This is a genomic window from Cellulomonas sp. FA1 (assembly GCF_000986825.1).
In the GTDB taxonomy this organism is placed as follows: domain Bacteria; phylum Actinomycetota; class Actinomycetes; order Actinomycetales; family Cellulomonadaceae; genus Cellulomonas; species Cellulomonas iranensis.
In genome coordinates, this window is the sequence record NZ_LBMY01000001.1 from 2,601,349 (window position 1) to 2,623,319 (window position 21,971).

A 21,971-nucleotide genomic window follows, 5' to 3' on the forward strand; every position below is an offset into this window, starting at 1 on the left:
CGGGTCAGTCCAGCGACGCGCCCGCACGCTCGGGCAGCGCGAGGGCGCCGAGCGCGGCGACGACGAACACCGCCGCGAACACCGCGAAGAGCAGCCCCGTGCCACCGGCCGCGCGCAGGTGCGGCACGAGCAGCGGCGCGAGGATCGACGCCGTGCGTCCGATCCCGGCGGCCCACCCGGCCCCGGTGGTGCGCACGCGCGTGGGGTACAGCTCGGGTGTCACGGCGTACAGGGCGCCCCACGCACCGAGGTTGAAGAACGACAGCAGCAGGCCCGCGCCGATGATCTGCGCGTCGCCCGACGCGAGCGCGAACAGCCCGGCGGCGAGCGCCGACCCGGCGAGGAACGTCGCGAGCGTGCTGCGCCGGCCCCACCGCTCGACCAGCACGGCCGCGACCGCGTACCCGGGCAGCTGTCCGAGCGTGATGATCAGCGTGTACTCGAACGACCGCACGAGCGTGTGCCCGTCGGCGGCGAGCAGCGACGGCAGCCAGATGAACGCGCCGTAGTAGGAGAAGTTCACGGCGAACCACACGACCCACAGCGCGACGGTGCGGCGTCGCAGGCCCGGCGCGAACAGCGCGCCGAGGCGCGTGCGCCCGGCGGTCGCGGGGCGTCGGCGGCGGGGGCCCCGGGCGCGGGGACGTCGGCGGCGACGACGTCGGCCGCGGGAAGGGCGGAGGGGACGTCGGCAGCGACGGGTGCCACCGCCTCGTCGCGCACCTGCGCGCCCGTGCGACCGTCGTGCCCGACGGCGCGCGAGCCCTCGAAGTCGGCGACGACCCGCTCCGCCTCGGCGTGACGGCCGCGCGACTGCAGGAACCGCACCGACTCCGGCAGGCCGCGCCGCACCACGACCGCGTACAGCGCGGGCAGCGCACCCAGCGCGAGCGCCCACCGCCAGCCGTCGTCGCCCGACGGCACCACGAGGTACCCGACGAGCGCGGCGAGGATCCAGCCGACCGCCCAGAACGACTCGAGCACGACGACCGCGCGCCCGCGGATCCGCGGCGGCGCGAACTCGCTGACCAGTGTCGACGCGACCGGCAGCTCGGCCCCCAGGCCCAGCCCGACCACGAAACGCAGCGCCATGAGCACCGCGACCCCGCCCGCGAGCGCTGACGCCCCCGTCGCGAGGCCGTACACCAGCAGCGTGAGCGCGAAGACCTGACGACGGCCGATCCGGTCGGCCAGCAGCCCGCCGAGCGCCGCACCGACGGCCATGCCGGCGAACCCGGCGGACGCGACCCACCCGAGGCGGCCGTCGGTCGTGCCCCACACCACGCCGAGCTGCGCGATGACGAACGAGATGAGGCCGACGTCCATCGCGTCGAACGTCCAGCCGACGCCCGAGCCGAGCAGCAGTCGCGTGTGCCGGCGCGTGACGGGCAGGCCGTCGAGCCGCTCGGTGAGCGTGGGCGTCGCCGCCGCGCTGGGGGCGGTGTCGGTCACGGGGACCTCCCGGGGTCGGGTGCCGCGCGGGGTCGCGCGACGGCGGGTGCGACCGGTCGGCCGCACGGCGACGACGTCGGCACCGCTGCGCATCGTCGCCCACGACGGGCCGCGGCGCCAGGGCCGGACTGCTTCTCCGCGGGCGGGAGCAGGCCGTCAGGGGCGCGGCGGGAAGATCCCGGCCAGCGCGATCGCGAAGCGCAGCACGGTGTAGGGCGGCATGTTGTCGTGCGGCTGCCCGCCGCCCGCGTCCGCCACCGCCCCGGGGGCGAGCGCGACCAGCGAGGCCGCCGGGCCGTACAGCGCCTCGCTCGCGCGGCCCCGCCGCGACTGCGCCGGGACCGTGCCGGACGGGTTGTCGCTCGTCCCGACGGCGTCGGCCGCGGGCACCCGGTGGGTGTGCGGCGGCAGCTGCGCGGCGGTCAGCGTGACGGTCTCGGAGCCGAGCACCTGCCCGGCGACGACCGGCGTGAGGTCACCGTCGACGCCCGCACCCACCGGGCTGCGGCCACGCAGGTCGGGGAGCATGAAGGTCGTCGAGCCGTTGCCCCCGTACTGCGTGCCGAGCAGCGCGAACAGGGCCTGGTTCTGCTGGACCGGCAGGATCTGTCCCTCGCAGAACGCCCACCCCCGCGGGGCGAAGTTCCCCGCGAAGAGGCGCACCTCACCCACGTACGGCTCGTACACGTCGCCTCCTCAGGGCCGGCTCGGGTACTCGCCGTACGCCGCGATGACGAACGTCATCCCCGCGTACGGCGGCATGTTGATGTGCGGGGCCGACGACCCGGCCGTGTCGGTCGACGCGCCCGCGACCTGCGGCGACGCGGCGTAGCGGGCGTTCGCCGCGGCGGCGTGCAGCGCACCCCCGGGCGAGCCCGTGCTCGCGGGCGACGCGGTGGCGCGCGCGGTGTGCGCGTGCGGCGGCAGCTGGGAGGCCTGCAGCGCGACCCGCTCGGCGCCCCCGACCGATCCCGCGGGGCGCCCGGGTGCCGGGTGCAGCGGGACCCGGCCGCGCAGGTCGGGCACGCCGAACGTCTGCACGCCGTCGCCGCCGTACGTCAAGCCGAGGATCGTGTAGAGCGCCTGGTTGCCGCTGATCGAGTGCTGCGCGCCGTCGCAGGCCAGCCAGCCGGCGGGCACGCGCGTGCCCGCCATGAGCCGGATCTCGCCGATCGTGGTGTCGCCGTCGTCGGCGCCGTCGGCGGGGTACTCCCCCTCGACGCAGACCGCGAGGTGCAGCCCGAGCACGGGCGACCGGTTCTCGTGCGGCTGCCCCTGCCCGACGCCGTCGAGCGCCTGCGCCGCGAGCCACGTGGTGCCGCCGGTGCGGTACGGCGTGGCGTCGGGCGTGACCGCGGGGACGCGGCCGGCGGGCGCGCCGTCGGTGGCCTGCGCCGCCGACCCGCGGACGACGTGCGCGTGCGCGGGCATCTCGGCGGTCGTGAGCGTGACGGTCTCGGTGCCGCCCGTCTCGCCGAGGGTCCGCGGCGTCAGCCCGACGCCCGTGCCGGTGCCCAGCGGCGTGCGGCCGCGCAGGTCGGGCAGGCGGAAGGTCGTCGCGCCGTCACCGCCCCACGTCGTGCCGAGGACGCTGAACAGCGTCGAGAACTGGGCGACCGCGAGCGTCTGGCCGTGGCACGCCAGCCACCCGGCGGGCACGTAGCTGCCGGCGAACATGCGGACCTCGCCGATGAGCCCGGTCACGCGTGGCCCCCCGTGCGGTCGACGACGGCCTCGAGCGTGCGGGGGTCGGCGCCGACGGGGCCGAGGTACACGTGCAGGTCGCCGTCGGGGTGGCGCAGCGTGCGCGTCGCGGCGGGCAGCGGCGCGTCGGCGGTGAGCACGAGCGCGAACCGCTCGGCGGTCGCGGCGCGCCCCGCGAGGCCGTCGACGGCGTCGAGCACGACGCGCGTGCCCGTGCCGGTGTCCACGAACGTGCTCCCGACCAGCGCCGCCAGGGCGGTGGCGTCGAGCGGCAGCCGCGGCCGTGCGAGCTGGACGCCGACGGCGGCCGCGAGGGCCCCGACGGCGACCACGCCGGCACCCGTCGCGAGCACGGCGCGTCGCGTCACGCCCGGGCGCTCGACCGTCCGATCCGTGAGCACGCGCGAACCACCTCCTGAGACCGCGCCGGAGGCGGGCGGTCCCGGTCCGGTCGCCGCGAGCCTAGGAGTTTCACCCGCCCGCAGGGCCTTTCGGCCCGGGTGAAACTCTGTAGCGTGCGCACCATGCCGCCTGGTCAGAGCGCACTTCCACGTCCGGTTGCTGCCGCTCTGGGGCTCTTCGTCGTCTTCGCGCCGACGCTCGCCGCGGCGCCCGCGCAGGCCGCTCCGGTCGCGCTCGCCGTCGACACCACGGTCGACGCGCCGCTCGTCGCCGGGTGCGACGACGGCGCACCCGGCACGTCGCTGCGCGAGGCGCTGTGCGCCGCCGGCGCGCACGACGCGTCGGTCGTCGCCGTGCCGGCCGGCACCTACGCCCTGACGGCCGGCGCGCTCACGGTCGACCCGGGCCGCGCCGCCGACGTGACGTTGCGCGGCGCGGGCGCGGGCACCACGACGATCGACGCCCGGGGCGTGTCGCGCGTGCTGGACGTCGACGCGTCGCTGACCGGCGGCGTCCGGCTGACGGTCGAGGGCGTGACGCTGACGCGCGGCCTCGGCGGCGAGGCGGGCGGCGGCGCCGTGCTGGCGGGCACGGGTGACCCGGGCGCCGCCGACGCGCTCACGCTGCGCGACTGCGCCGTCACGGACAGCGTCAACGCCCCGCAGGGCACGGCCACGCCGGCCGACGTGGGTGGCGCGGTCTCGATGACGGGCGGCGCGCTGCGCGTCGAGCGCTGCACGTTCGACGGCAACGCCGCGGACGGCGCGAGCGGCGGTGCGATCGGGTACACGGGCGTGGGCGGCGGGGACGACGCCGTCGAGATCGTCGACGCGACCTTCACGGGCAACGCCGTGCGCGGCGCGGGCGCCGCGTCCGACGTCGGCGGTGCGGTGGACGTGCGCTGGGGGTCGCCCACCACGACGATCACCGGCTCGCGGTTCGAGGCGAACACGCTCACGACGGGTGTGCGGCCCGCGCGCGGCTCGGCGGTCCGCGTCGCCGCGGGCACGGCCGAGCTCGTCGGCGTCGCCGTCGTGGGCAACACGGCCACGGGTGCCGCGGGGTCGACGGCCGCCGTCGACCTGGCCGGCGGCACCGTGACGGACTCGCGGTTCGCGGGCAACGTCACCGACGCCGCGGGCACGACGAGCCGGGCCGGGCTCGCGGGCGCCACGAGCGCCGTGCGCTCGTGGTGGGGCTGCGTCGACCCCGCGGGAGCGGGCTGCGACGCGGCCGGCGGCGCCACGACGGCCCCGTGGGCGACGGTCGCGACGACGCTCGACCCGACGGCCGCGGACGCCGGCACGACCGTCACCGCGCGGGTCGCGCTCGCGCTGTCCGACGGCACCGCCCCCGGTGCCGCGCTGCTGCGCGCGGTCGCCGGTGCGCCCGTGACCTGGTCGGGCGCGACGTTCGCGCCGGCCGACGCCGCGCTGGGCGCCGACGGCACGGCGTCCGCACGCTTCGTGGCCACCGCGCCGGGCACGGTCACGTCGACGGTCGACGGTGCGGCGACGACCGCCGAGCTGACCGTGACCGCACCGCCCACGATCACGCAGCAGCCGGTCGACGTCACCGCTCTCGAGGGCGGCGACGCGACGTTCGACGCCGCGGCGAGCGGCGCGCCCGCACCGACGCTGCAGTGGCAGCGCCGCGCGGGGACGACGGGCACCTGGGCGGACGTCCCGGGCGCGACCGGCACGACCCTCGTGCTCACCGGCGTGACGCGCGCCGCCGACGGCACGCAGGTCCGCGTCGTGGCGACCGGGTCCGGGCCCGCCGCGACGAGCACCCCCGCGACGCTGACGGTCACGTGGGGGCCCGAGGCCGTGGTCGGCCCGCAGGACGTCGCCGACCTCGCGGGTGCCGACGTGACGTTCACGGCGTCCGCCGAGGGGTCGCCCGCGCCGACGGTGCAGTGGCAGACCTCGTCGGACGGCACGTCCTGGCAGGACGTGCCCGGCGCGACGGACGCCACCTGGACGCGCACGCTCACGCCCGGCGACCAGGGCCTGCGCGTGCGGGCGGCCGTCACGGGGGCGTCGGGCACCACCACGACCGCGCCCGCGCGCGTCACCGTCGAGGCCGCGCCCGCGATCACCGGGCAGCCCGCCGACGCGACCGTCCGCGAGGGCGACCTGCCGCGCTTCGAGGTCGCCGTCACCGGGACCCCGGCACCCGACGTGCGCTGGCAGACCCGCGCCGCGGGCGCCGCGACGTGGTCCGCGGCCGGGGACGGCCCCGAGCTGGTGCTCGACGAGGCGACCGCCGCGGACGACGGCACGCGCGTGCGGGCCGTCGTGACGAACCCGCGCGGCACCGTGACGAGCGCCGAGGCGACGCTGCACGTGCAGCACGGCCCCGGGTTCACGCAGCAGCCGCAGGCGGTGACCGTCGACGCGGGCGACGACGCGACGTTCACGGCGGCGGCCGCCGGGTTCCCGGCGCCGACGCTGCAGTGGCAGACCTCGACCGACGGCACGTCGTGGGCCTCGGCCCCGGGGGCGACCGGCGGCACCTGGACGCGCACCGTGACGGCGGCCGACGACGGCGTGCGGGTGCGTGCGCTCGCGACCGGGTTCGCGGGCACCGTCGCGTCCGACGCGGTGCTGCTCACGGTGCGCCACGCACCGACGGTCACGGACCCGGCACCGCAGACGGTCGACGCGGGCGACGACGCGTCGTTCACCGTGGCCGTCACCGGCAACCCCGCGCCGGGCGTGCGCTGGGAGCGCCGCGCCGCGGGCGCCTCGACCTGGACCACCGCGGGCACCGGGCCCACGCTCGTGCTCCCGGCCACGACCGCGGCCGAGGACGGCACGCGGGTGCGCGCCGTGGTCACCAACGCGCTCGGCACCGTCACGAGCGCCGCCGCGACGCTCGAGGTCCGGTACGCGCCCGCGTTCGCGACGCAGCCGCAGGACGCGACGGGCCTCGCGGGCGACGTCGTGACGTTCACGGCCGCCGCGACGGGCAACCCGGCACCGGACGTCCGCTGGCAGACGTCCACCGACGGCACGGCCTGGGACGACGTCCCCGACGCGACCGGCCCGTCGTACGCGCGGACCCTCACCGACGCCGACCACGGACTGCTCGTGCGCGCCGTGGCGGGCAACGCGCTCGCGACCGTCGGGTCGGACCCCGCCACGGTGGCCGTCGACGCACCGCCCGTCGTGGTGACGCCGCCCGCCGACGTCACGGTCGACGCGGGCACCGAGGCGACCTTCACGGTCACGGTCGCCGGACGCCCGGCGCCGGCCGTCACGTGGCAGTCCTCGAGCGACGGCACGACGTGGGACGACGTCGCCGGTGCGACCGGCACGACGCTCGTCGTCCCCGGTGACCCCGCCGCCGACGGCACCCGCTACCGGGCCGTCGCGACGTCCTCGCGCGGGTCGGTGACCAGCGCCGACGCGGCGCTGCGCGTGCTCGTCGCCCCCACGGTCAGCGACCCGCTCGACGTCGCGACGGCGCCCGGTGCGCAGGTCGCGTTCACGGTCGAGGTGACGGGCCGCCCGGTGCCGGACGTGACGTGGGAGGCGACGTCCGACGGCACGACGTGGGCGGCCGTCGGCACCGGCACGACGCTGCGCCTCACCCCGACGCTCGCCGACGACGGCCTGCGCGTGCGGGCCGTCGCCACCGCGACGCTCGTCGCGGGACCGGTGTCGGTGACGAGCGCCGAGGCCGAGCTCGTCGTCGCGGCGGCACCCGAGGTCGTCGACGGCCCGGGCCCCGTGACGCGGCTGACCACCGGCGTGCCGGCGACGCTCGCGTGGACGGTGCTGGGCGCCGACGCGACCGCGACGTGGGACGTGTCCCGCGACGGCGGGGCGACGTGGCAGCCGGTGCCGCTCTCGTGGGCCACGTCGGCCCGCCCGGCGGGAGGGGCGTCGGCCCGCCCGGCGGGAGGGGCGGCGGCGCGCGCGGCCGGCCCGGCGGTCCGCACCGAGCACGTGCTGACGCTCACGCCGTCGGTCGCCGACGAGGGCACGCTCGGGCGGCTCACCGTGTCCACCGTGGGCGGGACGGCGACCGCGAGCACCGTGCTCGACGTGGTCGGCGTCGACACGCCGGGCGGCGGCACGCCGGACGGCGGCTCGCCGGGTGGTGGCTCGCCGGGTGGTGGCACGCCGGGCACCGGCACGCCGGGGACGGGAGCCGGCACGGCACCCGTCGGAGCCGGACCGGGGACCGCGGGCACGACGCCGACGGCGTCCGGCCTGCCGCGCACGGGGCTCGCGCCGCTCCCGCTCCTCGCGCTCGCGGCGCTCGTCGCGTCCACCGGGGTGGCCGGGGTCGCGGCCGCGACGCGGCGTCGTCGCGACGCCTGACGGGCGCCGCGACGCCCGGGCGCGCGGTGGGCAGCCGCACGCCGGCCGACGTGCGGGCGTGGCGCCCGAGCGGATGTGCGGGTGTGGCGGGCGGCGGACGTGCGGGTGTGGCGGGCGGACGTGCGGGCGCGGCGGGCGGGGTGACGTGGCACCGGACCGCCCGGGTGCGCGCGGTCAGCCCTCGAGCAGCCGCGCGATGACGCGCGCACCGGCCGCGGGGCCCGCGTAGGGCTCGCCGAGCAGGCGGACCCCGAACGGGGCGACGTTGAGGACGGCGACGACGCCGAGCGTCGTGTCGCGGTCGTGCTCGGTGACGCCGGGGACCACGTCGTGGCCCGCGCGGGCCTCGCGTGCGCGGCGCACGTCGGCGACGTGGGACGCCAGCGCGTCGAACGCGCGCGCGTAGACGACCTCGAGCTCCTCGGACGTGCCGGGGTGGCGCATCGCGTACGCGAGCAGCTCGATCGACAGGAGCAGGCGCGGGTCCTGGGCGCTCGCGGCGAGCGCGGCCTCGAGGGCGGCGACGTCGACGCCGTCGGTCGTGACGCCGGGCAGCCGGTGCTCCCCGGCGCTCTCGGCGTCGAGCACGGACCGCGCGACCGCGAGGAACAGGTCGCGCTTGGACCCGAAGTGCGCGTAGACGGCGCCCTTGGTGTACCCGGCCTCGGTCGCGACGTCGTCGACGGAGGCGCCCTCGAAGCCCTTGGCGGAGAAGACCCGCGCGGCCGCGTCGAGGAGGTCGGCACGCGTGCGGTCGACCTTGCTGCGGCGGCGCGCCTCGCCCTTGCCGGACTTCTTGTCCATCGACTCCGAGACGTCCGCGAGCTCGAGCGCGGCCTCGCGCAGCCCCTGCGCGATGACCTCGCCGACCTCGGGGAGGTGCTGGCGGGCCTGCGTGCCGAGCGCGCGCGTGAGCTGCGCGGCGGCGTCGGCGAGGGCGCGGGAGGCGGCCTTGAGGGTGTCCCGGTCGTCGGCCATGGGACCAGGATACGCAACCCGCATACCGCCGGGTTGATACCACTGAGTATTTGCGCGTACCGTGCGGCACGTACTCATCGGTATGTGAACTGGAGGCGGGGATGGACGGGACGGACGTGCTCACCGTCCGCGGGCTGCGCAAGCGGTACCGGGGACGACGCGGCGTGCAGGCCAACGACGGCATCGACCTCGACGTGGCCGCGGGCCAGGTCGTCGGGCTGCTCGGCCACAACGGCGCGGGCAAGACGACGCTCGTGCACCAGGTCGTCGGCCTCGTCCGGCCCGACGCCGGCACCATCACCGTGCAGGGCGTCGACGCCGTCGCGCACCCCGCCCGCGCCCGCCGGCTCGTGTCCATCCAGGCGCAGGCCAACGTGCCCATCAGCGGCCTCACGCCGCGGCGCGCCATCGAGCTCGTCGGTCGCATCCGCGGCGCCGCGCCCGCCGACATCCGCCGCCGCACCACCGACCTGCTCGACGCGCTCGACCTCGGCCCGTGGGCCGACACACCGTCCGAGAAGGTCTCCGGCGGCATCGCCCGCCTCACCGCGTTCGCCATGACCGCCGTCGTGCCCGGCACGCTCGTCGTGCTCGACGAGCCCACCAACGACGTCGACCCCGTGCGCCGCCGCCTGCTCTGGCAGCAGATCCGCGGGCTCGCCGACTCCGGGCACGGCGTCCTGCTCGTCACGCACAACGTGCGCGAGGCCGAGCGCGTCGTCGACCACCTCGCGATCCTCGACGCCGGCACGGTCATCGCCGCCGACACCCCCGCCGGGCTCACGTCACGCCTCAGCGGCGCGCTCACGCTCGAGGTCGACACCGTCCCCGGCGAGCCCGTGCGCTGGCACGCCGCCGCCCGCGACGTCACCGCCGGGCACCTGCGCGCGACCGCCGCCGTGCCCGCCGACGCGGCCGCCGAGGTCGTCCGCTGGGCGCAGGACGAGGTCGAGGCCGGGCGCCTCGAGCGCTACGCCCTCACCCCCGCGTCCCTCGAGGACGTGTACGTGCAGCTCGTCGGCGAGCCCGCCGACGCCACCACGGAGGTGCCCGCCGCATGACCACGCTCACCGCGTCCCCGGCCACCACGTCGTCGCGCCTCGACGCCGTCCGGCAGACCCTGCTGCTCGTGCAGTGGCAGCTGCGCCGGCAGTCGCAGTACCTGCCGCTCATGGTCGTCGTGCAGGTGTTCATGGCCGTCACGACCGTCGTCGGCTACGGCCTGCTCGTCGGCGACCCCGACCCCGCGACGGCGCTGTTCCTCGCGACCGGCGCCCCGACCATCACGCTCATCACCGTCGGCATCGTCATGACGCCGCAGATGGTGTCGCAGGCCCGCACCGAGGGGTCGCTGGACTGGATGCGCACGCTGCCCGTGCCGCGCACCGCGTTCCTCGTGTCCGACCTGCTGGTGTGGACCCTCATCGCGCTGCCCGGCATGGCGCTCGGCATCCTCGCGGGCGTCCTGCGCTTCGACATCCACCTGTCGATCGCCCCGTGGTTCCTGCCCGCGACCGTCCTGGTGTCGCTCACGTCGGCGGCCGTCGGCTACGGCATGGCGACCGTGCTGCCGCCGCAGCTCGCCAACCTGCTCACGCAGGCGCTCGTGTTCATCGTGCTGCTGTTCTCGCCCGTCTCCTATCCCGCCGAGCGCATGCCCGCGTGGCTGCAGAGCGCGCACGAGTGGCTGCCGATCGAGCCCATGGCGCAGCTCGTGCGCGCAGGCCTCGCGCAGGACACGTTCAGCATGCCCACGCGCTCGCTCGTCGTGCTGCTCGCGTGGGGCGTCGGGTCGGTCGCGGCCGCGTCGGTCGCGCTGCGCCGCCGCGCCTGACCCGCCGCACCCCACCCGCCACGCCTGACCCGCCGCTGCCGCGACGGAGCGAGCACCCTGCCCGCGAGCGGCACGCCCGCGGACGCCCAGCACCCCACCCGCCCCTCCGACGTCGACGGACAGCGGTACGGCTCGACGGACACGGGCGTGCACGTGTCCGTCGAGCCGGGAGCCTGTCCGTCGACGCGCCCGCGGCGGGTGGGTGCGCGGGGCCGGGCCGAGCCGCAGGGCGTGCACGCGGCCCCGGGCACCGGCCGGTCAGGCGTTGCCGGGCAGACCCGGGGTGCGGGAGCCGTCCTTCGGCAGCACGGCCTCCTCGATGACCGGCAGGCCGCTGTTGTCGCCGTCCTCACCGGGGGCGGGAGGCGCCTGCGGCGCGGTGGCCTTCACGGGGTCGGGGACCTCGTCGGGGGTCGGGGTCACGGTGTCGTCGGGAACGGACATCTTCGGCCTCCCTGGCTCGTCGTCGAGTGGTCACCGATCGTGGCACGCGCCGCGGGCGCTGTCCTGGCGAGGACGGACGCGGCAGGTCTCCGGGCGCCGAGGCCGGGGCCGGGGCCGGGCCACCGGGTACCAGGCCGGGGCGGGGCCACCGGGCAGGGGGCACTGGCGTCGCGACCGACCTCGGGCCGCGAGGTAGCCCTGCACGAGCGCGCGCGAGGGCCGCCGACGACACTCCCGCCCCACCCGAGCGGGCGACTGCACCGCTGCGCCGGCTCGGGGAACCGAGCGGGTCGAACGGCCGAGGCGCACGGCCTGCCCCGCCTGGGGCAGCATGGACGGGTCGGCGGGTCGAGCGCCCACGCCCGCACGGCGGGGACGCGGGACGCGCCCACACGCCCACACACCCCGGACGCACCCGTCCGGGCCCACCCCCAGGAGGCTCCTCGTGGACACGCTGCTCGACCGCGCCGCGGGCGCCGTGATCGGCTCGGCGGCGGGCGACGCGCTCGGTGCCGGCTACGAGTTCGGCCCACCGCTGCCCGACGACGCCCCCGTGAGCATGGTCGGCGGCGGCACGTTCGCGTGGGCGCCCGGCGAGTGGACGGACGACACGTCGATGGCCGTCCCGGTGCTGCGCGCGCTCGCCGCGGGCGAGCCGCTCGACGACGACCGCACGCTCGACGGCGTCGTCGACGTGTGGTGCGGGTGGGCGGTCGACGCGAAGGACGTCGGGAACCAGACGCGCGCCGTGCTCGGGGGGCTCGCGCCCCGCACGGCCGCCGCGGCGAGGCGCTCGGCGCGCGCGTTCCACGACACGTACGGGCGGTCGGCCGGCAACGGGTCGCTCATGCGCACCGGACCCGTCGCGCTGGCGTACCTGGGTGACGGCCGCGAGGGCGACCTGGCCCGCGCGGCGCGCGCGGTGTCGGATCTCACGCATGCCGAGGACGACGCCGGGGACGCGTGCGTGCTGTGGTCGCTCGCGGTGCGGCACGCGATCCGGACGGGCGTGGCGGACGTCTGCGTCGGGCTGCCGTGGCTGCCCGCGACGCGACGCGACCCGTGGGCGGCGCGGATCGCCGACGCCGAGGTCAGCCGCCCGCGGGACTTCGAGCGCAACGGGTGGGTCGTCGAGGCGCTGCAGGCCGCGTGGTCGGCGATCACGCACGGCACGACGCTGGTCGACGTGCTCGAGCGGGCCGTGCGCGGCGGCCGCGACACCGACACGGTCGCCGCGATCGCGGGCGCGCTGGTCGGCGCACGCGACGGTGCGTCGGCCGTGCCCGCCGCGTGGCGGGACGTGCTGCACGGGTGGCCGGGCCTGGACGCCGCGGCCCTGACCGACCTCGCCGCGCGCGCGGTCCGCCGCTGACCGCGCCCACCGACAACACCCCGCGACGCACACCGCACACTCGCACCGCGCCCGCGGCCGTGGCCGCGACCCGGCAGGACCCTGCGCCCCGAGCGCGGTACTCACCGACCGAGCGCGGTACTCGTTGGTACCGCGCTCGCGACGTGTCTGCCGCGGTCGGCGTGCTCGTGCCGCACTCGGCGGGACATGCCCGCCCGGCCGGCCCAGACGCAGGACGCACCGGATGCGGAGCGCACCGGACGCGGAGCGCACCGAACGCGCCGAGCGCGGTAGACGTGCGCCGAGCGCGGTACTCGTTGGTACCGCGCTCGGCGCGTCTCTACCGCGGTCGGCGAGCGGGTGCCGGTCGGCGTGCGGGTGCCGCGGCCGGCGAGCGGGGTGCCACGGTGGGCTCGCGAGTGCACGTGAGCGCGCGGGTGCCGCGGTCGGCGCGTGGGTGCGCACTCGCGCCCGGCCGTCGTCGCGCACGCGCTCGGGGAGAGACGCGTGCGCGACGACGGGCGGGGGTCAGATCGCGGCGCCCACCAGGAAGCCGCCGTTGATGGCCTCGCCGACCTTCGCGGGGCTCACGCAGTCACCGACCGTGCGCACGGTGCGGCCGGCCGCGGTCAGCTGCTCGGCCAGCGTCGTCGCGGGCCGCACGCCGAACGCGGTGACGACCGTGTCGGCGTCGACCCGCACGTCGCCCTCGGGGCCGCGCGCGACGACGCCCCCCTCGTCGACCGACAGCACGGTGTGACCGGTGAGCGTGCGGACGCCCGCGGCGGCCAGGTCGCGCAGCAGCGTGATGCGGTTGATGACGATGAGGTCGCGCGCGATCTCGTCGGTCATCTCGACGATCGTGACCTCGCGGCCGGCCTGCGCGAGCTCGAGCGCCAGGTCGGCGCCCGAGAGCCCGCCGCCGGCGACGACGACGCGCCGCCCCAGGTCGGCGCCGAGGTGCGCCTCGATGACGCCCACGACGTTCGGGCCGTCGATGCCGGGGATCGTGCCGGGCACGAGCGGCGTGGAGCCGGTGGCGAGCACGATCTCGTCGGCGCCGGCGAGCTCCGGGGAGTCCGCGGTGATCTCGACGCCGAGGTGCACGGTGACGGGCAGGCGCGCGATCTGCCGCTCCCACCAGCCGATCATCGCGTGCAGCTCCTTCTTGAAGTCCGGCGTCGCGGCCGGGCGCAGCACGCCGCCCAGCGCGGCGTCGCGCTCGTAGACGTCGACGCGGTGGCCGCGCTCGGCGGCGACGCGCGCGGCCTCGAGCCCGGCGGGCCCGCCGCCCACGACGACGACGCGCTTGGGGGTCTCGGCGGGCGTGAGCGCGCGCTCGCGCTCGAACCCGACCTGTGCGTTGACCGAGCAGCCGAGGGGCAGCGCGAAGAACGCGTTGCCGACGCACATCGCGTTGCAGCGGATGCAGGGGCGGATGTCCTCGCGGCGGCCGTCGGCGAGCTTGGCGCACCACTGCGGGTCGGCGATGAGGCCGCGACCGACGCCCGCGACGTCGGCGTGGCCGGCGGCGAGCACCTGCTCGGCGGTGTCGGGGTCGAGGTTGCCGCACGCGACGACGGGGATGTCGACGACCTCCTTGAGGGCCTGCGCGGCGGGGACCATGCAGCCGTCGCCCAGGTAGTACGGCGGGAAGACGTAGTCCATGGCCTCGTACGACCCGTCGTCGGCGAGGATGAAGTCGAGGCCGGCCTCCGCGAGCACGACGGCGATGCGCTGCGACTCCTCGCGCGTGCGGCCGCCGGGGAACTTGTGGTCGACCGACAGGCGGAAGCTCACGGGCAGGCCGGGGGCGGCGGCCTTGACGGCCTGGATGATCTCGACCGCGAACCGGCAGCGGTTCTCGACCGAGCCGCCGTACTGGTCGTCGCGGCGGTTCCACGCCGGGGTGAGGAACTGGTCGATGAGGTAGCCGGTGTGGCCGTGGATGTCGAGCGCGTCGATCCCGGCGGCCTTGGCGCGTGCGGCGGCCTCGCCGAAGCGGCGGACGATCGTCGCGATCTCGTCGACCTCGAGCGGGCGGCACAGCACCTCGGGGTGCGCGTAGTGCGGGTTGTCGGACGCCGAGATCGGCAGGCGCTCGGGGTCGACGACGTTGATGTTGCGGCCGAGACCGGCGGTGAGCTGCAGCGACACGCGCCCGCCGACCGCGTGGATCGACTCCGCGAGCGCGGTGAGGCCGGGGAGCGCGTCGTCGGTGTCGACGCGGCACAGGCCGGGGTTGATCTGCTCGTAGTCCTGCGAGACGGCGGAGATGCCGGTCATGACGAGGCCGACGCCGCCGGCGGCGCGCTCGGTGTAGTAGGCGATCTCCCGCTCGGTGAACAGGCCCTCGTGCGTGCCCATCTCGGTGCCCATGGGGAGCATCACGACGTGGTTGGGCAGCTCGAGCGAGCCGAGCGTGAGAGGGGCGAGCAGGTGGGGGTACGAGGACACGGGGGCCTCCTCCGGCGTCGGGGGCGGTTGACGACGTGTCGATCGTCCGTCGGGTTTTCGGGGCGCCTGCGGGACCGTGGTCCTGAGTACCTACTCGGTAGGTGGGTTCGTCCGGGTGCGGGCGGGGTGAAGCGCGGAGCCACCCGCAGGTGGGAGCGCAGCCACGGCCGGCGGCCGACGATCCGACGCGCGCGGGCCTCAACGCGACGCCGTCACGAGCCGATCCCCTCCACGTGACCCCCGACGACCTGCCCCGCTCCCCCACGGGGCGCGTGCCGCAGTGGGTCGTCGACGAGGCCGCGAACCGGCGGGTGCCGCCGCACGCGTGGGCGCCCGCACCGGGCGCGCCGCCGCCGCCCGGCAGGCGCGCGCGCCGACCGCTCGGCCAGCGGATCCTCACGGTCGTGTCGCTCGCGCTGCTCGGGTGGGTCGTCGTCACCGGACCGCTCCCGGCGCTGCTGCGCTCGGCGGACCTCCCCTGGCTCGACGGCGTGGTCGCCGGGCGCGTGCCCGCACCCGCGCCCGACGTCGTCGCGCTCGCCGACGACATGCACCTCACCGCGCACGGCCGCGACCTGCTGTACCGCGCGCAGCCCGAGCTCCTCGACGCCACAGCGTTCGCGGGGCGCTGCGACCGCCCCGACACGACGGCCGCCGAGGGCGGGGCGGTCGGCTGCTACGTCGGCCCCGACGGCGCCGGCCTGCGGCACGCGGACGGGGCGATCGTCGTCTACCGCCCCGCCGACGCGCGCCTGCACGGGTTCGTCGTCACGACCGCGGCGCACGAGCTGCTGCACGCCGCGTGGGACGACCTCGCAGCCGCCGAGCGCACCGAGGTCACGCCCCTGCTCGAGGCCGTCGTCGCGGGCCTCGACCCCGCCGACCCGCTGCACGAGCAGCTCACCGGGTCCGTCGGGTCCTACCCCGAGAGCCGCCCCACCGAGCTGTTCGCGTACGTCGGCACGCAGGTCTGGCGGCCCGGCGGCCTCGGCCCGCGCGTCGAGGAGCTGTACGCGCGGTACGTCGCCGACCGCGAGGCGCTCGTCGCGGTGCACACCGGGTTCCGGGGCATGCTCGACGCCGTCTCGGCCGAGGTCACGGCCGCGCAGGGTGCGCTCGACGCCCGGGGCCTCACCCAGGTCCTCGACCAGAAGCGGTACGACGCCGACGTCGCGGCGCTCGCGAGCTACCGCGCCGCGCTCGAGCAGCAGGAGACGCAGATCGCCGCGATGGCAGCCCGCGAGCGCGACCGGCTGCTGCTGTCGTGGACGTGGCGCGACGGGACCGTGCTGCCGTCGTCGCCCGCCGAGCAGACCCTCGCCCGCGCGCGCGAGCTGCTCGCGCGCGACGAGGCCGAGCTCGCCGCCCGCGCCGAGACGCTCGCGGCGACGGCCGCGGAGATCGCCGCCGAGGAGACGCGGGTCGCCGCGCTGCGCGCCGACGCCGACGCGCTGTGGGCGCAGCTCGACCCCGCGGGCTGACCGCCGCCCCGCCCTCCGAGGTCGTCCGCCGTCCTCCCTGAGACGTACGCGCCGCACCGGCACGGTTCGGCCCCACGGGCGTCCCGGCGCACCACCCGCTCTTCCTACGGTCGGGGCACCCGAACGAGGAGGAGCCATGATCGAGGCCCACCACCTGACCAAGCGGTACGGACCGCGCACCGCCGTGGACGGCATGACGTTCACCGTCCGCCCCGGGCGGGTCACCGGCTTCCTGGGACCCAACGGGGCCGGGAAGTCCACGACCATGCGCATGGTCGTGGGTCTCGACCGCCCCACGAGCGGCCGCGTCACCGTCAACGGCGCGCCGTACGCGCGGCACCGCGCACCGCTGGGCGAGGTCGGCGTGCTGCTCGACGCGAAGGCGGTCCACCCCGGGCGGTCGGCGCGCGCGCACCTGCGGGCGCTCGCCGCGACGCACGGCATCGGCGACGCGCGCGTCGACGAGGTCGTCGAGCTGGCCGGCCTGGGTGCGGTCGCGCACGTGCGCGCCGGGCGGTTCTCGCTCGGCATGGGCCAGCGGCTCGGGATCGCGGCCGCGCTGCTCGGCGACCCCGCGACGCTCGTCCTCGACGAGCCCGTCAACGGCCTCGACCCCGAGGGCGTGCTGTGGGTGCGGACGCTGCTGCGCGCGCTCGCCGCCGAGGGGCGGACCGTGCTGCTGTCGTCGCACCTCATGAGCGAGATGGCCCTCACGGCGGACCACCTGATCGTCGTCGGCCGCGGGCGGGTCGTCGCCGACGCCCCCGTCGCCGACGTCGTCGCGCAGGCCGGCCCCGCGGCGGTGCGTGTGCGCACGCCCGACGCCGCGCGGCTCGCCGCCGCGCTGGTCCGTGACCCCGCGCTGCGCGTCGTCTCGACCGCGACCGACACGCTCGAGATCAGCGGCACCGACGCGCCCGCGCTCGCCGCCGCGGCCGCCGGCATCGGCGTCGTGCTGCACGAGCTCGCGCCCGTGCAGGCGTCCCTCGAGGACGCGTACCTGCAGCTCACCGGCGGCGAGGTCGAGTACCGCGCCGCAGCCCCCGGCACCACCACGACCTCCGGAGCGTCCCGATGACCGCCACCGCCCTCGCCCGCCCGCGCGTGCACCCCGTGACGTTCGCGCGGCTCGTCCGGTCCGAGCACCTCAAGCTGCGGACGCTGCGCTCGACGTGGTGGGCGCTCGCGCTCGCCGTCGCCGTGCTCCCGCTCATGGCGGTGATGCGCACGACGAGCGTCGCGACGATCGCCGACGAGGCCGACCCGGCGTACCTCGTCGGGCCCGTGTACGTGACGTCGGGCGTCATGCTCGCGCAGCTCGTGCTGTGCGGGCTCGCGGTCGTCGCCGTCACCGCCGAGTACCGCACCGGGCAGGTCCGCTCGACCCTCACCGCCGCGCCCACGCGGCTGCCCGTGCTGGGCGCGCAGCTGCTCGTCGTCGTCGTGACCGCGCTGGTCACGGGCGTGGTGGGCGTGCTCGCCGCGTGGGCCGCCGCCGCGCCGCTGCTGGGCGAGGCGCGCATGGGCGTCGACCTCACGCAGCCCGAGCACCTGCGGATCATGGCCGGCGTGCCGCTGTACCTCGCCGCCGTGGCCGCGTTCGCGTACGGCGTCGGGGCCGCGCTCCGGTCGTCGGCGGCGGGCATCGCGAGCGTGCTCGGCCTGGTGTTCGTCGTCGAGCCCGCGTTCGCCTACCTGCCGTCCGAGGCCCTGCAGCGCCTCGGCGCGTACCTGCCGACGGCCGCCGGGAGCCGGCTGCTGACGTCCGACGTGCTCGGCTCGGTGGTCTCCGGGTCGCGCGACACGACGCTCGGGCCGTGGGCCGGGTACGGCGTGCTGCTCGCGTGGGCCGCGCTCGCGGTCGGCGTCGCCGCCGTGCTGCTGCGCCGCCGGGACGTGTGAGCCGGCCGTGGGTGCGACGACGGGCGAGGCCGCGACGGCGGATGTGCCGCGCGGGTTCGCGACGGGCGCCGGGGTTGGGGAGGATGCCGCCGTGACCAGCCCAAGCCCGTCCGCCCTGACGCGGGCCGGCCGTGCGGCGGTGCGCGTGCTTGCGCCCGTCGGGCGGTTCGTGCGCCGGCCGGTCGTCGTCGACACGCTCGTCGTCGGGACGTTCACGGCGTGGTCGCTGCTGCTGGGGCTCGGCGCCGACTCGATGCTCGACCTCTCGACGTACCTCGGGGCGCGCGTCACCGGCATGCAGGTGCTGTCGTTCGTGCTCACGGTCGCGGGCGCCGTCGCGCTGAGCCGGAGGCGCGCGCACCCCGTGCCGGTCGCGGTCGCGGTCGGCACGCTCACGCTCGTGTCGCTGGTGGGCGCGGGCGCGACGCACGGGTTCGAGCTCGCGGTCGCGGCGGCGCTGGGTCAGGTCGCGGCCGTGCGCCCGGCCCGCACCGCGTGGCTCGTCGCGGCGGGCGTCGTGCTGCCCGTCGTCGTCGTGGCCCGGTACGTGCCGCTCGTCGCCGTGGTCGGCACGCGGCTGCTCGGCGGCGACCCCGACGACGCCGCGGGCTCGGTGCCGCCCGGGCTCGCGGACCTCGTGACGCCGTGGTGGGCGGTCACGGCCGTGCCCGTCGTCGTGCTCGCGCTCGTCGCTGTCGCCGCGGGCGCCGCGCTGCGCACGCACCGGCAGCGGGCCGCCGAGGCCGTCGCCGCGCGCGCCCGGGACGCCGCGCAGCGCGCCCGGCTCACGCGCGCCGCCGAGCGCGCCCGCGTCGCGCGCGAGATGCACGACGTCGTCGCGCACTCCCTCACCGTCATGGTCGCGCTCGGCGGGGGCGCCGCCGCCGCGCTCGATCGCTCCCCCGACCGCGCGCGAGCCGCGCTCGACGAGCTCGTCGAGACGGGCCGTACCGCGCTCGACGACGTCCGGCGCATCCTCGACGTGCTGCACGCCGAGGAGGACCCCGTGCCCGGGCAGGTCGTGGGCGCGGCACCGGTCGGGGGCGCCGAACGGGACGACCACGGCCGGGCGGCGGTCGACGGTGACGGCGTCGGCAGGCGCGGCGCGGTCGGCGACGACGGGCGCCTGGGCGCCCAGGCCGGACCCGACGGCGACGGTCGCGCGCCGATGGCGCCGCAGCCGGGCGCGGACGACCTCGCACGCCTCGTCGAGCGGTTCCGCACCGCCGGACTGCCCGTGCGGACCAGCGGGCTCGCGGTCACGGGCCTCGACGCGCTCGGCGCGACACGACAGCTCGCCGTGTACCGCGTCGTGCAGGAGGCGCTCACCAACACGCTGCGGCACGCACCGGGCAGCCCGCGCGTCGAGGTCGACGTGCGGCGCGACGGCGGCACGCTCGTCGTCGTCGTCACCGACGCCGGGCCGGGCGACGGCGCCGCGCCCGCCGCACCGGGCACGCGCCGGGGCGTCGTCGGCATGACGGAACGGGTCGCCGCGTTCGGCGGCACGGTCGAGGCCGGGCCGCACGGCCCGGGGTGGCGGGTGCGCGCGCGCCTGCCGTGGCACGAGGGAGACGCATGATCCGGGTCCTGCTGGTCGACGACCAGCCGCTCATCCGCATGGGCTTCCGCCTGCTCGTCGAGAGCGCGGACGACCTCGAGGTGGTCGGCGAGGCGCAGGACGGGCAGGCGGCCATCGACCAGACGGCCGCGCTGCGCCCCGACGTCGTGCTCATGGACGTCCGCATGCCCGGCGTCAACGGCATCGACGCGACGCGCGCCGTCGTCGCCGCGCACCCCGACGTGCGCGTGCTGGTGCTCACGACGTTCGACCTCGACGAGTACGCGTTCGGCGCGCTGCGCGCCGGGGCCAGCGGGTTCCTGCTGAAGGACGCCGCGCCCGCCGAGCTCGTCACGGCCGTGCGCACCGTCGCGTCGGGCGACGCGGTGGTCTCTCCGCGCGTCACGCGCCGCATGCTCGAGCTGTTCGCGCCGCACCTGCCGGACGACGACCGCGCCACCCCGCAGGGCGACGGCCCGCACCCGCGGCTCGCGGCGCTCACCGCACGCGAGCTCGAGGTGGTCCGGCTCGTGGCCGAGGGGCTGTCGAACGCCGAGATCGGCGACCGGCTGTTCGTCACCGAGGCCACCGTCAAGACGCACATGGGGCGGCTGCTCGCCAAGCTCGGGCTGCGCGACCGCGTGCAGGTCGTCGTGCTCGCGTACGAGACGGGGCTCGTGCGGGCCGGAGGTGGGGGGTAGCACCCAGGCGGCGCTCGTCGCCGCGCGGGTCCCCTCAAGTCGTCGGCCCGCGACGTCGATGCTCCGGCACCGACGACGCCAGGGGGCACCATGTCGCAGCGCTTCAACCCACCGCCCGGGTGGCCCATCCCGCCGAAGGGCTGGCAGCCGCCGGCCGACTGGTCGCCCGACCCGGCGTGGCCCGCCGCGCCCGACGACTGGGAGCTGTGGGTCGACGTCGAGCCGCGCACCGGGGGTCGGAGGTGGCTGACGCCCGCCGTCGGGGCGGGGGCGCTGGTGCTCGGGCTGATCCTCGGCGGCGTGGGCGCGGCGTCGTCCGCGAGCTCGCAGGCGCAGGAGGACCGCGCGGCCATCGCCGCGCTCACCGGCGAGAAGAGCGACCTCACGCAGGACCGCGACGAGCTCGACGCCGACCTCGCCGAGGCCCGCGACGACCTGACGGCCGCCAAGAAGCAGGTCGCCGACGCCGCCGCCCAGGTCGCCGCCCTCGACCAGCGCACCGCCGACCTCGACGCACGCGAGGCCGCGGTGCGATCGGCGTCGTCGCGGTCGTCGTCGGGATCGTCGGGGTCGTCGTCGGGATCGTCAGGCAGGTCCGCGGCCGCGGCGTCGGGCTCGTCGGGGGGCGGGTCGAGCGCTGCGTCGTCCGGGGGCTCGGTGTACTACAAGAACTGCACCGAGGCCCGGGCCGCGGGCGCCGCACCCGTGCGCGTCGGCGACCCCGGGTACGCGTCGCACCTGGACCGCGACAACGACGGCGTGGGCTGCGAGTAGGGGGGTCGTGCGTTCGGCCGACGGCGGGCGACCCGCCTCGTTGCCACGGGGGTGGCCCGGCGAGCCATCCCAGCCCCTCTCCCTGTTGCACGGATATCTGGAAGATATTACGGTGACATCCGCAACCCCACCCTGAGGAGCCGTCGTGGCGACCGCGACATCACCGACCCGTCTGTTCACGCATGAGCGCGATGCCGACCTGGCGCGCGACGTCCTCGGCACCCTGGAGGGCCCCGAGGGCTACCTCTCTGTCGGGCGCGGCGACACCGCGCAACCGCTACCGCGCGACGTCGGCGTCCTGCTGCAGCAGGTGCTGGAGGCCATCGCGTCCGGTGCGACGGTGACTGTGACCGCCACACCGTCGGAGATCACGACGTCCACCGCCGCGGCCATGCTGGGTGTCTCCCGTCCCACGCTCATGAAGATGATCGCCCGGGGTGACGTCGCGGCGCACAAGGTCGGCACGCACACGCGCCTACGCACGGAGGACGTGCTCGCCGCGAGGAGCGCGCGGCGTCGACGCGAGCGAGCGGCGTTCGCCGCCCTGCTGGAGGCCGAGGGCGACGAGGCGTGAGCGGAGCACTCTGAAGAGGAAC

17 protein-coding genes and 1 pseudogene are annotated in these 21,971 nt (G+C 77.3%); 11 read left to right on the plus strand and 7 right to left on the minus strand.

Translation table 11 applies throughout. The features are described from left to right. Positions 1-4 precede the first annotated feature (4 nt). From GY42_RS19830 to GY42_RS19440, 4 genes and pseudogenes are all read right to left on the minus strand, one after another. A pseudogene (locus GY42_RS19830) lies at positions 5-1,545 on the minus strand (MFS transporter). Positions 1,546-1,608: 63 nt separating this feature from the next. Continuing rightward, positions 1,609-2,139 carry a phage tail protein gene (locus GY42_RS11730; protein ID WP_046529458.1) on the minus strand — a complete coding sequence of 177 codons (531 nt, stop codon included), beginning with the start codon at positions 2,137-2,139 and terminating at the stop codon, positions 1,609-1,611. 9 nt (positions 2,140-2,148) lie between these two features. Then, positions 2,149-3,156, minus strand: coding sequence for a phage tail protein (locus GY42_RS19675; protein WP_052748352.1), 1,008 nt, complete (start codon positions 3,154-3,156; stop codon positions 2,149-2,151). Next, positions 3,153-3,557, minus strand: coding sequence for a DUF6916 family protein (locus GY42_RS19440; RefSeq protein ID WP_046529459.1), 405 nt, complete (start codon positions 3,555-3,557; stop codon positions 3,153-3,155). The genes GY42_RS19675 and GY42_RS19440 overlap by 4 nt, the downstream gene beginning before the upstream one ends. Positions 3,558-3,680: 123 nt before the next feature. Between GY42_RS19440 and GY42_RS11750 the strand changes: the two genes are divergently transcribed. Beyond that, on the plus strand, positions 3,681-7,892 hold the full coding sequence (locus tag GY42_RS11750) for a beta strand repeat-containing protein (RefSeq protein WP_052748353.1): 4,212 nt from the start codon (positions 3,681-3,683) through the stop codon (positions 7,890-7,892). Between the two features lie 174 nt (positions 7,893-8,066). Here the strand turns inward: GY42_RS11750 and GY42_RS19680 are convergent, their stop codons facing one another. After that, a complete protein-coding gene (locus GY42_RS19680; RefSeq protein ID WP_052748354.1) occupies positions 8,067-8,870 on the minus strand; it encodes a TetR/AcrR family transcriptional regulator in 804 nt (267 codons plus the stop codon). A 101-nt stretch (positions 8,871-8,971) separates the two neighbouring features. Between GY42_RS19680 and GY42_RS11760 the strand changes: the two genes are divergently transcribed. Both GY42_RS11760 and GY42_RS11765 read left to right on the plus strand, forming a co-directional pair. Then, positions 8,972-9,931, plus strand: coding sequence for an ABC transporter ATP-binding protein (locus GY42_RS11760; protein ID WP_046529462.1), 960 nt, complete (start codon positions 8,972-8,974; stop codon positions 9,929-9,931). After that, positions 9,928-10,704, plus strand: a complete 777-nt coding sequence (locus GY42_RS11765) for an ABC transporter permease (RefSeq protein WP_046529463.1) — start codon at positions 9,928-9,930, stop codon at positions 10,702-10,704. The genes GY42_RS11760 and GY42_RS11765 overlap by 4 nt, the downstream gene beginning before the upstream one ends. Positions 10,705-10,962: 258 nt before the next feature. Here the strand turns inward: GY42_RS11765 and GY42_RS11770 are convergent, their stop codons facing one another. Beyond that, entirely contained in the window at positions 10,963-11,148 is a 186-nt protein-coding gene (locus tag GY42_RS11770) for a hypothetical protein (protein ID WP_046529464.1), read from the minus strand. A 445-nt stretch (positions 11,149-11,593) separates the two neighbouring features. On the opposite strand from GY42_RS11770, the gene GY42_RS11775 reads away from it, so the two are divergent. Next, a complete protein-coding gene (locus tag GY42_RS11775; protein WP_046529465.1) occupies positions 11,594-12,520 on the plus strand; it encodes an ADP-ribosylglycohydrolase family protein in 927 nt (308 codons plus the stop codon). 507 nt (positions 12,521-13,027) lie between these two features. Here the strand turns inward: GY42_RS11775 and GY42_RS11780 are convergent. After that, the gene (locus GY42_RS11780) at positions 13,028-14,956 is read right to left on the minus strand and encodes an oxidoreductase (RefSeq protein WP_046529466.1); all 1,929 of its coding nucleotides are present in this window, start codon (positions 14,954-14,956) and stop codon (positions 13,028-13,030) included. A 233-nt stretch (positions 14,957-15,189) separates the two neighbouring features. On the opposite strand from GY42_RS11780, the gene GY42_RS11785 reads away from it, so the two are divergent. From GY42_RS11785 to GY42_RS19840, 7 genes are all read left to right on the plus strand, one after another. Continuing rightward, positions 15,190-16,437, plus strand: a complete 1,248-nt coding sequence (locus GY42_RS11785) for a hypothetical protein (RefSeq protein ID WP_046529467.1) — start codon at positions 15,190-15,192, stop codon at positions 16,435-16,437. Positions 16,438-16,573: 136 nt separating this feature from the next. Then, the gene (locus GY42_RS11790; protein WP_046529468.1) at positions 16,574-17,515 is read left to right on the plus strand and encodes an ATP-binding cassette domain-containing protein; all 942 of its coding nucleotides are present in this window, start codon (positions 16,574-16,576) and stop codon (positions 17,513-17,515) included. Then, positions 17,512-18,339, plus strand: coding sequence for an ABC transporter permease (locus GY42_RS11795; RefSeq protein ID WP_046529469.1), 828 nt, complete (start codon positions 17,512-17,514; stop codon positions 18,337-18,339). Before GY42_RS11790 ends, GY42_RS11795 begins: the two co-directional genes overlap by 4 nt. Positions 18,340-18,430: 91 nt before the next feature. Next, positions 18,431-19,921 (plus strand): sensor histidine kinase, encoded by a 1,491-nt coding sequence (locus GY42_RS11800; RefSeq protein ID WP_152667290.1) that lies wholly within the window; start codon positions 18,431-18,433, stop codon positions 19,919-19,921. Then, positions 19,918-20,601, plus strand: coding sequence for a response regulator (locus tag GY42_RS11805; RefSeq protein WP_046529470.1), 684 nt, complete (start codon positions 19,918-19,920; stop codon positions 20,599-20,601). The genes GY42_RS11800 and GY42_RS11805 overlap by 4 nt, the downstream gene beginning before the upstream one ends. Before the next feature lie 90 nt (positions 20,602-20,691). Next, positions 20,692-21,375: an excalibur calcium-binding domain-containing protein gene (locus GY42_RS19835; RefSeq protein ID WP_236686778.1), complete on the plus strand. Its 684-nt coding sequence runs from the start codon at positions 20,692-20,694 to the stop codon at positions 21,373-21,375. A gap of 145 nt (positions 21,376-21,520) precedes the next feature. Further along, positions 21,521-21,949, plus strand: a complete 429-nt coding sequence (locus GY42_RS19840; RefSeq protein ID WP_052748356.1) for a helix-turn-helix domain-containing protein — start codon at positions 21,521-21,523, stop codon at positions 21,947-21,949. Positions 21,950-21,971: the final 22 nt, after the last annotated feature.